The organism is Corynebacterium sp. HMSC30G07 (assembly GCF_001806945.1).
GTDB lineage: Bacteria > Actinomycetota > Actinomycetes > Mycobacteriales > Mycobacteriaceae > Corynebacterium > Corynebacterium riegelii.
In genome coordinates this window covers 52,068-63,266 of record NZ_KV786453.1, presented here as the reverse complement: position 1 = coordinate 63,266, position 11,199 = coordinate 52,068, and the positions used below count along the sequence as shown (strand labels likewise).

The window sequence follows — 11,199 nt, the reverse complement described above, 5'->3', positions numbered from 1 at the left end:
ACCTAGGGTGCGGCTACTTGGGGCGGTCATTGAGCGCGTCCGTGATCACGGACTCAATAGCGCTGCTCACGCCGTTGCTGTTGACCACCATGTACAGCACGCCGGCAAGGGCGGCGGCCGCCAAAGAGCCAAAGGCGTATTCGATGGTGGATAAGCCTCTATCGTTACGCAGCTTCTCTGCTGTTTGCGCGAGGTAATCGCCCATTTTCAGCTGTGCGATCAGGGCAAAAGTGTGGATGCGGTTCATGATTGTTCCTTTCACGTTTTTGTTAGTGCATTAATTGAGCATGTCTGCGCCCAGGCTGATCACCACTGGTGCCAGGCCAAGGACGAAGAACGCCGGGAGGAAAAACGCCGTCAAGGGGATGGCGATGAGCACCCCGGCGCGTTCCGCTTTCGCCGTGGCGGCGTCGGCGGAGGTGGATCGGAGGCGTTCGGCGATGCGCGTGCAGCCGTTGGCAAGCGCAGTACCGGACGCGTTGGACAAGGTGACAAGGTCTGCCAGGTCCGCTCCCCCAGGCAGGGGGCGCAGTTCGGACCAGGCGCGCTCGGGGTGTGCCCCAAGCGCCAAAAGTGCGGCCGTGGTGTGCCAGGGACTCGCCCCGGATGGGTAGGTGTCCGCCACCGTTGCCGCCGCGAGCGCAGGGGGAAGCCCCGCGGTGACGCAGGCGGCGAACAGGGCGATGTCACTGGCACACCGGTTGTGATCCGCCATCGCGGGGCCATCGCGAGGGCGGTGTTGCGCGGGCTCACCAGTACCCGCGCCAGTACCGGCTATTTGCACGCGCCTGCTTGGTAACGGCCCGCCCACCACCACAGCAAGCGCCATCAACACAAAGGTCAGTGGAGAAATCATGCGGCGGCCCTCCTGATAATCGCCCCGGAGGCCAGCACGCCGCCGCATACGAAGGCGGTGCCCACCAACAGCAGCGCCGAGCCGATCCCCGGACCGAGAAGCAGGCCGACGGGGTTAGCACCCATGGCGCTGCCCATGGCAACCCCACCAAGCGGCAACAGCGAGAGCACCGTGGCGGTGGTCTTTGGCCCGGTGAGTGCGGCATCGGTGGCGGCGCGGTGTTGCAGGCGGTTGTCTATCTCATCGCGGGCGGTGGCTAGCAGGCTGGCAATAGGCACACCACGGGTCTGCGCGCAGCGCCACAGGCACGCCACCCGTTCTAGCTCAGGGGTGGTCAGGGTCGGTGGCAGGCTGCCTTGGTGGGTGAAGGTGGTGAGCAGGGAGACGTCATGAAGCAGAGCCCGAGGTACGCCTGCGGGGAGGCGTTCTGCGGCGCGCGCTGCGGCATCCGCCATGGTCGCACCGGCGCTCACGCCTTCGGCCAGGTGCCCGATGAACGTTGCGGCCGCCTGCGCCCCGGCCAACCGAAGGCGCGCGTTTCGACGTTCCTGCAGCGTGTACACCACCACCGCCGCCGCCATAGCCAAGGCAATGACTACGCCCGCGCGCCCAACACTGAACGCGACCAGGCTGACCACGCCCACCCCAACCGGGATCCAGGCGGGGCTGAAAGGGCGAGAAGCAGCATCCACCCGGCTCACAGGCCTTGGCGGGTGCAGTGCCAACGCCGCAGCACACAGCAGCGCAACCTTGACACTCATGGCGCCACCTCCGCAAAACCGGGGTGTGCGCCGGTGTCGGCGTCCCACACCACGCGCATGCGCACCACGCCATCGGCCGCATCGAGCACACCGATCTGCTGCACACAGCGCTTCCCGCTTGCCAGCCGGCGCACCACCACAACCACATCCACCGCCGCTGCCAGCTGCGCGTGCAACCCGGCGCGGTCCAAACCTCCCAACGCGGCGAGCGCCTCTAAGCGTGCAGGCACTTCCTCGATGGAGTTAGCGTGCAGGGTGCCCGCGCCGCCGTCGTGGCCGGTGTTAAACGCCGCCAGCAGGTCGATGACCTCGGCGCCGCGGATCTCACCAACCACAATGCGATCCGGGCGCATGCGCAGTGCTTGGCGCACCAGGTCTGCAATCGTGATCTCGCCGGCGCCCTCCGTGTTCGCCCCGCGTGTGGACAGGTTCAGCACGTGCGGGTGCGAAGGTGTCAGCTCCAGGGTGTCTTCGATGGCCAGGATCCGCTCGGCTGGGTCCACCTCCGCCAGGAGGGCAGACAGCAGCGTGGTTTTTCCGGAGCCAGTGCCTCCGACAACCAAAAACGTCTTGCGCTCAGCAACGACGGCGCGCAGCACCTCGGCCACCTCTTCGGGCACCGAACCGCGTGAGACCAGGTCGTCCAGGCGAGCGGTGGCGGTGTGGAGGACTCGTAAAGAAATGCAGGTGCCGTGTGCAGACGTCGGCGACAACACCGCATGAAAGCGCAACAGCGTGCCGTCTGGCCGGCGCAGGTGGCCGTCCGCAAAGGGGTACGCGTCATCCAACCTGCGCCCGCAGCGAAGCGCCAGGCGCGTGGCCAAACGCCGCACGTCCTCTTCCGCAGCGAACAACTGCTGGGTGACGCGCTCCAAGCCGTGGCCGGAATCCACAAACACCGCATCCGCACCGTTGACGCAGATGTCCGTCACGTCCCCGCTGGCCAGCAGCGCCTCCAAGGGCCCGGCACCCGTGGTGTCTTCGCGCAGGCGGCGCATGAGATCCAGCACGTCCAAGTCACTGATCACCACCGCTTCCTCGCGGATCAGCTGGGCAAGGCGCTGGGCGGTGGGTGCGCCCGGCTCGTCCGCAAGCCTGCGCTGCACCTTGGCCAAAACCTCCTCGTGCGTGCTCATCGCGCACCCCCAGCCCCAACGCCAACTTCAGTCAGCACCGCATCCGCCGCACGGGCAAGCTGGCGCGGCAACCTCGCAGACAGCCCGGCGCGCTCCACGGTTTTGGTCAGGCCCCGGCAGTCGGCCAGCTCCGCCACCACGTTGGAAATCGCAATGCGCTCCACCTCCCCAGCGCTCAGGGACTCCCAGCCGTGCCTGCGAAACACCAGCCCATGCGGCACACTCTTCGCGGCCAACTGCGCCACAATCCTCGCCGCCGACGCCGCCGCACGCAGCTGCCCCGGCACCACCACAAGCGCCAGGTCACAACGCTGCGGCACCAGCTCCACCGGCACGTCCAGCACGGTCACGCCCGAGGAACCCAAAGCAGTGGCTACGGCGTCGATGTCGTTGGGTTGGGGCAGTGAAACGTCGGCAAGCATGGAGCGCGGAAACGTCAGCACGGCAACATCGTCACTGCTCACGGGCAGCGCGCGGCGCACGTCCGCACGCGCAATCGCCCCCTCACCAAAGGCCACCTCACCCCAGCGTGCGCCCGGCACATCCTCCAGCCCCAGCAGCAGATCCAGCCCGCCGGAGTGCGCATGCCCGTCCACCAAGGTGGCACCGGGAGCTTTCTTGCTTATCGACGCCCCAAACGTAGACACCCCCACTCCCCCACACGCCCCAACCAGCGCAATCACCTTCCCGCCGCGGCTAGCCGTCGGCGTGCGCTGCGTGAGCTGCGTATACAGTGCGCCTAACGCCTTGAGCAACTCCGCCGCCTGCAGCGGCAAGGCAAACGTGCGGGGTGTCGTCGGGTCCACATCGTGCGTGATGTGGAAGGTGTTGGGAGTGGGGTTACACGTGGCGTCTGTAAGCACGGCGAAGGCTCTCTGCTGAATGCGGGCGAGCTGAGCCGGGTCGGGGACCTCAATGATGGGCCGACCGGTGGCGGCGGCGATGTGGATGGCCTCCGGGTGCAGCAGTGGATCATCCACTGCCACGGCGATAGGTGTTGAGCTGCGCTGATTCATAAAAACAGCGTGCAATCCGTGAAACCAAACATCAACGGCCGCGCAAAAACCTGTGGATAACCCCCGATTTTTGTTGACGCATCAACACGAAATTGTGGATAACTTTTTGAACCACCTGGGAATTCGCCGAAACAAGGCCTGTCCCAGAGTGCTTACTTCGCGCAAATCAGTACACTCACAAACTATGACTGCTGCGTTCTTTGATCTGGATAAAACGATCATTGCAACGTCATCCGCGTTCGCTTTCGGCAAAGAATTCATGCACAACGGCATGATCACCCGCGCCGAAGCCCTCGAACTCTACTGGGCCAAAGTGTCATACATGCTCGTAGGACAGTCCAGCGAGAAGATGGACTCCACCCGCGACGCACTCGCGCAACTGGTTGAGGGCTGGAAGGTTGAAGACGTTCAGCGCATCACCCAGGAAACGATGCGCACCGTAGTCACCCCCGCCATCTACGCCGAGGCACGCGAACTAATTAACCAGCACAAAGCCGCAGGCCACGACGTGATTATCATCTCCGCCTCCGCGTCCATCCTGGTGGAGCCAATCGCGCGCGAGCTGGGCATTGACACCGTCGTTGCCACCGAAATGGGTGTGGAAGACGGCCGCCTGACCGGCGAGATCACCAACTACCTCAAGGGCGACGCCAAGGCAGACGCCGTGCATCGCTTCGCCGAGGAGCACGGCTACAACCTTGCCGAAAGCTACGCGTACTCCGACTCCGCCACGGACATCCCCATGCTTGAGATGGTGGGCAACCCCGTGGCCGTCAACCCGGAGCGCGCGCTGAAGAAGCACGCGGCCGCCAACGGCTGGGAGATCCGCATCTTCAAAAACCCGGAGCCGCTGATCCAAATGCCGAACGCCCGCGAGGTCACCATCGGCGCCAGCGTTGTCGCAGGTATCGCCGCCGTGGCCCTGGCCGCGACGCTACTGACCAGGCAGCTGCTGAAAGATAAGCGCTCGGCGTAGCAGCATGTTTTCAGCGCGGCCAGCTAAATGTGGCTAGTGTTGTATGGGATAAATAAACGTTCAGGAAGGTATAAACAGTGAGCAACAAAGGCCTGTACACCAGCGGCACCGACGCAGTGGACTCCATGGCAGACTCCGTGGTGAATTCCATTCCGCTTTATGAAACCGGCACCACCAAACCCGGCAATGACTCCATTGGCACGCTGATCTCGAATGCGTCTGAGCAGGTATCCACCCTGGTCCGCGGCGAGATTGAGCTGGCCAAGGCCGAGGTTATGGGTTCTGTAAAGAAGGGCGCGGTAGGCGGTGGCCTCTTCGGCGCCGCCGGCGTTATCGCCCTTTACGCAACCTTCTTCCTCTTCTTCGCTTTCGCTGAGATGTTGGCATCCTGGATGCACCGCGGCTGGGCGTTCCTCATCGTCTTCCTTATCATGATCGCCCTGGCTGGCCTCATGGCGTTGATCGGTTTCCGCAGCGTGAAGAAGATCCAGGCGCCGAAGCGCACCATCGACAGCGTTAATGAGCTCAAGAACCTGGTCCCGGGCCAGGCGCAGGCAAACCTGACCAAGAACGAGGCTGGCCTGTACACCTCCGGCACCTCGCGCTAAACCCCGAACGTGGTTTCCCCCAACGTGGTGGAGCTCGACGGCGAGTTCACCCACCGCATGCTGCACACACGCGGCGTTCGCCTTCACGTGGCGGACGCCGCGTCGGCGTCTTCAGAGTTGATCCTGCTGATCCACGGCGCGCTCGGCGCATGGGTGGATTTCAAGGATGTCATCGCCCCGCTTGCCTCCCACGGCTACCACGTTGCGGCCCTTGACCTGCGCGGGTACGGCATGAGTGACAAGCCCGCTCATCGCGCGGGCAGCTGGTTGCACATTTTGCTTGAGGACGTCCACGGTGCCATCCACACCCTCGGCCACACAACAGCCACCGTTGTCGGCGCTGACACGGGCGCAATCATCGCCCGCGCTGCCGCTGCACGAAACCCGCAGGTTATTAAGCGCGTTGTTGCGCTTCCTCCCAGCCGCGGCCTAGCTGCTTATGGTGCCCGTGTGAGCCCACGCCTGCTGGGCGCCAGCGCTCGCGTGAAAGACCACATTTGGCGAGCCAGCCTGGCCGCTGATACCTCCCCCGCCTTCCACAACACCCCACGCTTCGAGGAGTTCCTGCACTTAAGAACCTTGGCGCGCGAGATTGACCACGCCCTGCCCCACATCGTGGAAACCTCCCGGCTGCGGCCAGTGTTGCCTGGCCTGCGGCGTGGTGCTGGTGTTGGTTCTCGCGCTGCTGCCCCTGTCCGCGATTGGTTCAGTGCAGCGCCCCACATCGAGGACCCGGACCGCTTCGTGGAAACGCTGATCAGCACCCTGCGCTAGAGCACCACGCCAGCTGCTACCCGCCGACGCAGGCTTGCGTATCCGCGGGAACGCGAAGCGTGCGCACGTCGCCAATCCGCTCGCGCACCTGCGATGCGGTCAGGGCGTAGCCGGTTTCGGCGTTGTCCATCGCGGCGCCGAAGATCATGCCCACTACGTCACCATCCACGTCAACCAGCGGGCCGCCGGAATTGCCTTGGCGGACGCTGCCGCGGATGGCGTACGCCTCCCTATCCACACGCCCAGCTGCGTAGATGTCAGGCCCGGAGATGTTCAGGCGACCTCGTACGCGGGCGGGGGCAGCTTCGAAGGGTCCGGATTGGGGGTAGCCGAGGATCACGGTGGCGTCGTTAGGCAAAAGCTCCTGGGCGGACCACTGGAGTGGGTCGATGCCCAGCTGCGGGGAGTGGAGGACGGCGATGTCCACATCCGGGTCGTAGAGCACCACCTCGGCCTCTTTCACGCCGATGACGGTGTCCAGCGCGACAACGTTGGTGCCTGCGACAACGTGGGCGTTGGTCAAAACGTAGTCATCGTCGATGACAAAGCCGCTGCCGGTGAGGCGGCGCTGGCACACGCTGGAATCACCCAGCACCTGCACCACGGCCGGGCGGACCTCAGCCAACATGGATTCACGCACACGCGCCGGATCCGGCGCGTCCACCTGCGCAACCCTCGGGCCGAACGGCGGTACCAGCGGCGGCAAACCGGACTGGTCCAGCATCGCGGCCATACGCAGCGGCATCTGGCTAATGCCTGCAGGCGCTACCTGGTCAATCGTCCCAAACACCTTGGAGGCGCGCAGCGTGTCGCCCACCGGACCCTGCACGGATGCCGCCAGCGGGATGGAGATAAACCACAGCACTAGGCTCATCGCCAAAGCCTGGAACGCGGCGCCGAAAAGGGAGTCAACGCGGCGCACCCACCGCCTGCGCACGCTGCCACGTACCTGCGCACCCGCAGCCGAGCCGGCGATGTTGCCCACGGCCACAAAACCGACAACCAGCAGCACCAAGATCGCAATACGCAGCACGCGCGAATCTGTCACGTCAAGCGCAAAGGGTGCGATCGCCAGCGCCACCACAAGCCCGGCCACCACGCCAATGGCAGCGAAGACGGACGCCAGCGCACCAGAGCGCCACCCGCCAATAAGCGAGAGCACAATCAGTGCAACCAGAGCCAAATCCAAAAACATCGGCGTTAGTGTAGCTGGCGTTTAGCGCTCATCGTTGCAGGAACGTGCCAAGGCGTCATCAAGCGGATGGCGGGTGGTGTGGTCCCAGGGGCGGGACCAACCGGCGGCGTCTAGAAGCTTGGCTATCACCCCGGCGGTAAAACCCCACACTAGGTAGCAGCGCGCCCAGAACGCCGGACCGGACCACCTCTGAAACTTCACTTTCAAGCGTTTCGACGGATCCACCAAGTGCGCAATCGGAATGAAGAACACGTCATCGGTTTCAATCTCGCTGGCCGGGTAGACCTCACCGGGGTCCGCGGCGTAGGCAATCACTGGGCGCACACGCTTGCGCGAGCCACCTGTGGTGATCACGTCTAACACCGCAAGCGGCGTCACGCGGTGGCGTTCAAGGCCGGTCTCTTCGGTTGCCTCGCGCAGGGCGGCATCCACCGGCCCGCGGTCTTCCGGGTCAATGCGGCCGCCGGGAAACGCCATCTGGCCAGAGTGGTGGCGCAGGTTGGGATGGCGGTGGGTGATTAACAACGCGGCGTCTTCAGGCAAATCACCCTGATCCGCGCCAGTGAACAGCACCAGCACTGCGGCATCAGCCGGCTCGGAAGGATCCGGGTCGCCCAAAGCGTCAATGAGCGGGCGCAGCCAGCTGGGTGCGCGCTCAGGGGTGAGCGCTACGTCCATCTAGTTAACCTGCCCGATCAGCGCCTCAAGCTCTTCCACGCTCGCGTACGTCTGCGGGTATACGCCGACCTGCTCGCCGCCCTTGTACACCAGCAGCAGCGGCACCACATTCGGCAGGGCCAGCTGGCCAGCAAACTTGCCGGAATCATCCTGGTAGCTGGGGTAAGACACGTCTAGTTCATCCAGCAGCGCAATGCCGTTCTCAGCGTTGGCGTCCGCATGTACGCCAACCACGCTGACCTCAGGGTGCTCGCGGGCGAACTGGTCTAGCACCGGCAGCTCCTCGCGGCACGGCACGCACCACCACGCCCACACGTTGACCAGCGTGACGTCCGCAAACTGGCCCGGATCCTCCGCGCCACCAAGGCACGGCAGATCAACGCCGCCAACACCGCCGGCAACACAGTCCGGGCGGTTGCCGGAGTACTCCGCAGCAGGCGCCATGACCTCGGAGCGCTGGACGCTCATCGAGGGGTCGAACGAAGAAGCCAACGACGCGGCCGGGCCCCCATCGGGCCCACCGCGGAGCAGGGCAAACGCCCCAGCAAGGATGAACACTGTGGCCACACCAGCGGCAACCACAGATGCCATTGCTTGCTTATTCACTCGCCTCCTCCATTCCGGGCTCTTCAAATCCGGCCATGCGCAGAATATGTTCGCGTTCTATACCTTTGACCAGTGCAGCGGCTTCTTCCGGGTTTATAGGTCCGGCACCGAAGCTTGGACAGTCAAATGCTATCGGACACACCCCACACGCCGGCTTCCGGGCATGGCATACGCGCCTCCCGTGGAAAATGATGCGGTGGGAAAACATGGTCCACTCGCGTTTTTCCAGCAGTTCGCCCACGGCGTGTTCAATCTTTACCGGGTCAGTTTCCTGCGTAAACATCAGCCGTTTCACCAGGCGTTGGAAGTGGGTGTCCACCGTCAAACCGGGCAGCCCGAAGGCGTTGCCGCGAACCACGTGCGCGGTTTTGCGCCCAACGCCGGGCAGGGTGACCAGGTCTTCCAGCGCCACTGGGACCTCACCGCCGTAATCGCTGACCAGTTTCTGTCCCAGCCCGATGAGGTTGGCGGCTTTGGAGCGGAAGAATCCGGTGGAGCGGATAATTTCTTCAACTTCCGCCTGGTTAGCCACCGCGTAGGCTTCCGCGGTTGGGTACTTTGCAAACAGTGCGGGGGTGACTTGGTTTACGCGCACGTCTGTGGTCTGCGCGGACAGCGCGGTTGCCACCAGCAGCTCAAGCGGGTTGGAGAAGTCCAGCTCAGCGTGCGCATCAGGGTAGGTTTTCGCCAGCGTACGGTTGATTCTCCGTGCGCGCCGCACAAGCCCCAGCCGGGTTTCGGTCCCCTTTGCTGCGGGGTGTTTGCCCCGCCGGTGGGAGCTTTTGCTTATCGACGCCATACGCACACCCTACAATCATCCCCATGACCATCATCGCCGCCATCATTGTTCCGCTATTTCTTGGGCTGTTTACCATTGGCATGGAGCGGATGGAACAGGCCGCGCTAGGCACTACGGGGGATTTGGCCACGAACACTGCCGTGTGATGGTAGTCTCAACATGGTTTAGAGACTGATTACGTCACAGAAATATGTTACAGGAGGTTCCGATGGAAGACGTGCAGGCAATCCTCGCACGGGCAGGCATCTTCCAGGGTGTTGACCCTGACGCTGTCGCCGCCCTGATTGCGGATATGGAGACTGTCACGTTCCCGCGTGGCACCACCATCTTTGATGAGGGCGAACCGGGCGACCGCCTCTACATTATTGTGGACGGGAAAGTGAAGCTCGCCCGCCATGCCCCCGACGGTCGCGAGAACCTGCTCAGCGTCATGGGCCCATCCGACATGTTCGGCGAGCTGTCCATCTTCGACCCGGGCCCGCGCACCTCTTCCGCCGTGTGCGTCACCGAGGTCACTGCGGCAACGATGAACTCCACGATGCTCAAGCAGTGGATTGACACCCACCCGGAGATCTCCCAGCAGCTGCTTCGCGTGCTGGCGCGTCGCCTGCGCCGCACCAACGCGTCGCTGGCAGACCTCATCTTCACGGACGTTCCGGGCCGCGTGGCCAAGACGCTTCTGCAGTTGGCTAACCGCTTTGGCATGCAGGAAGGTGGCGCCCTGCGCGTCAACCACGACCTGACCCAGGAAGAGATCGCCCAGCTTGTCGGCGCTTCCCGCGAGACCGTGAACAAGGCGCTGGCCACCTTCGCTCACCGCGGCTGGATCCGCCTGGAGGGCAAGAGCGTGCTCATCGTGGACACGGAGCACCTGGCTCGCCGCGCCCGCTAAATCTGCCCGCTAGTTCGCCTGAGCTACGCAAACGAAAATGCCGCCCCGAAAAGGGCGGCTTTTTCGTCAGTACTGAAATGACCTTACTGGTCTGCCTGCAGGTAGCGCAGGGCAACACGGGTGGACTGCTCGGCGGCGCCGCGCAGGACGGGGTCAACGTCGTCATAGATCGCGTCTACAAGCGTGTTAATGTCCGCGTCCTGGCCGTGGGTGGCCAGAGCTTCGCGGATCTGCTCAAGACGCTGGTTACGGCGGTCAATGTACTTGCGTGCGTACGCCGAGAGATCTTCGCCTTCTGGGCCGTGGCCCGGCAGCAGCATGACGCCGCGGCCGTCTTCCTCCAGCTTGGCCAGGGTCTCCAGGTACAGGCCGAGGTTACCGTCAGTCTCAGAAATCATGGTGGTGTGGCGGCCAGCAATGGTGTCGCCGGTGATGATGCCCTCAGGGGCACCTTCAGGCTCACCCGGGTAGACGTACAGGCACACGCAGTCAGAGGTGTGGCCCGGGGTATGGACAACCTTCAGCTTGGGGGTGACACCGTCAACGGAGATGACCTCCCCGTCCTGCAGCGGCTCAACGCCGTCGGAGCAGTAGTTCGGGTCAAATGCACGCACCGGTGCGCCGGTGAGCTGACGGAAACGCTCCGCGCCATCGGCGTGGTCGTGGTGGCGGTGGGTCAGAATGATCAGGGCGACCTTGTCGGCTTTGGCCTGCAGCACGTTGAGATGACCCTCATCTGCTGGGCCCGGGTCAACAACAATGCTGTACTCATCCTCAGGATCCCGGATTACCCAGGAGTTCGTGCCTTCAAGGGAGCCGTAGCTGGGGTTAGGGGCGAGCACGACGGCGGCGTTCGCCGTCACTGGACGCAACTGGCTATATGCAGGGTGCTTCATGTCTTC

15 protein-coding genes are annotated in these 11,199 nt (G+C 64.0%); 5 read left to right on the top strand and 10 right to left on the bottom strand.

Going from position 1 to position 11,199, the window contains the following annotated elements:
- Positions 1 to 13: 13 nt before the first annotated feature.
- From HMPREF3104_RS03085 to ssd, 5 genes are all read right to left on the bottom strand, one after another.
- Positions 14 to 205: a DUF4244 domain-containing protein gene (locus HMPREF3104_RS03085; protein WP_070494245.1), complete on the bottom strand. Its 192-nt coding sequence runs from the start codon at positions 203 to 205 to the stop codon at positions 14 to 16.
- A 72-nt stretch (positions 206 to 277) separates the two neighbouring features.
- Complete coding sequence (locus tag HMPREF3104_RS03080) at positions 278 to 856, bottom strand: type II secretion system F family protein (RefSeq protein ID WP_070494206.1); 579 nt, start codon at positions 854 to 856, stop codon at positions 278 to 280.
- The gene (locus tag HMPREF3104_RS03075) at positions 853 to 1,617 is read right to left on the bottom strand and encodes a type II secretion system F family protein (RefSeq protein ID WP_070494202.1); all 765 of its coding nucleotides are present in this window, start codon (positions 1,615 to 1,617) and stop codon (positions 853 to 855) included. The genes HMPREF3104_RS03080 and HMPREF3104_RS03075 overlap by 4 nt, the downstream gene beginning before the upstream one ends.
- On the bottom strand, positions 1,614 to 2,753 hold the full coding sequence (locus HMPREF3104_RS03070; protein WP_070494201.1) for a TadA family conjugal transfer-associated ATPase: 1,140 nt from the start codon (positions 2,751 to 2,753) through the stop codon (positions 1,614 to 1,616). Before HMPREF3104_RS03070 ends, HMPREF3104_RS03075 begins: the two co-directional genes overlap by 4 nt.
- A complete protein-coding gene (ssd, locus tag HMPREF3104_RS03065) occupies positions 2,750 to 3,769 on the bottom strand; it encodes a septum site-determining protein Ssd (RefSeq protein ID WP_070494199.1) in 1,020 nt (339 codons plus the stop codon). The genes HMPREF3104_RS03070 and ssd overlap by 4 nt, the downstream gene beginning before the upstream one ends.
- A gap of 184 nt (positions 3,770 to 3,953) precedes the next feature.
- On the opposite strand from ssd, the gene HMPREF3104_RS03060 reads away from it, so the two are divergent.
- From HMPREF3104_RS03060 to HMPREF3104_RS03050, 3 genes are all read left to right on the top strand, one after another.
- Positions 3,954 to 4,745 carry an HAD family hydrolase gene (locus tag HMPREF3104_RS03060; protein WP_070494197.1) on the top strand — a complete coding sequence of 264 codons (792 nt, stop codon included), beginning with the start codon at positions 3,954 to 3,956 and terminating at the stop codon, positions 4,743 to 4,745.
- A 77-nt stretch (positions 4,746 to 4,822) separates the two neighbouring features.
- Positions 4,823 to 5,353, top strand: a complete 531-nt coding sequence (locus tag HMPREF3104_RS03055; protein WP_052205542.1) for a phage holin family protein — start codon at positions 4,823 to 4,825, stop codon at positions 5,351 to 5,353.
- A 9-nt stretch (positions 5,354 to 5,362) separates the two neighbouring features.
- Positions 5,363 to 6,127 (top strand): alpha/beta fold hydrolase, encoded by a 765-nt coding sequence (locus HMPREF3104_RS03050; protein ID WP_070494195.1) that lies wholly within the window; start codon positions 5,363 to 5,365, stop codon positions 6,125 to 6,127.
- A gap of 16 nt (positions 6,128 to 6,143) precedes the next feature.
- Here HMPREF3104_RS03050 and HMPREF3104_RS03045 read toward each other — a convergent pair whose 3' ends face one another.
- The 4 genes from HMPREF3104_RS03045 to nth are packed head-to-tail and all read right to left on the bottom strand — an operon-like array spanning position 6,144 to position 9,405.
- On the bottom strand, positions 6,144 to 7,322 hold the full coding sequence (locus HMPREF3104_RS03045) for a MarP family serine protease (protein WP_070494193.1): 1,179 nt from the start codon (positions 7,320 to 7,322) through the stop codon (positions 6,144 to 6,146).
- Between the two features lie 21 nt (positions 7,323 to 7,343).
- A complete protein-coding gene (locus HMPREF3104_RS03040) occupies positions 7,344 to 8,000 on the bottom strand; it encodes an NUDIX hydrolase (RefSeq protein ID WP_070494190.1) in 657 nt (218 codons plus the stop codon).
- On the bottom strand, positions 8,001 to 8,606 hold the full coding sequence (locus HMPREF3104_RS03035) for a TlpA family protein disulfide reductase (protein WP_070494187.1): 606 nt from the start codon (positions 8,604 to 8,606) through the stop codon (positions 8,001 to 8,003).
- Positions 8,599 to 9,405, bottom strand: a complete 807-nt coding sequence (gene nth, locus HMPREF3104_RS03030; protein WP_070494185.1) for an endonuclease III — start codon at positions 9,403 to 9,405, stop codon at positions 8,599 to 8,601. Before nth ends, HMPREF3104_RS03035 begins: the two co-directional genes overlap by 8 nt.
- A 23-nt stretch (positions 9,406 to 9,428) precedes the next feature.
- On the opposite strand from nth, the gene HMPREF3104_RS12860 reads away from it, so the two are divergent.
- Positions 9,429 to 9,551: a hypothetical protein gene (locus tag HMPREF3104_RS12860; protein ID WP_256388253.1), complete on the top strand. Its 123-nt coding sequence runs from the start codon at positions 9,429 to 9,431 to the stop codon at positions 9,549 to 9,551.
- Between the two features lie 62 nt (positions 9,552 to 9,613).
- The gene (gene glxR, locus HMPREF3104_RS03025; protein WP_052205548.1) at positions 9,614 to 10,297 is read left to right on the top strand and encodes a CRP-like cAMP-activated global transcriptional regulator GlxR; all 684 of its coding nucleotides are present in this window, start codon (positions 9,614 to 9,616) and stop codon (positions 10,295 to 10,297) included.
- A gap of 83 nt (positions 10,298 to 10,380) precedes the next feature.
- Here glxR and HMPREF3104_RS03020 read toward each other — a convergent pair whose 3' ends face one another.
- Entirely contained in the window at positions 10,381 to 11,193 is an 813-nt protein-coding gene (locus tag HMPREF3104_RS03020) for an MBL fold metallo-hydrolase (RefSeq protein ID WP_052205549.1), read from the bottom strand.
- Positions 11,194 to 11,199: the final 6 nt, after the last annotated feature.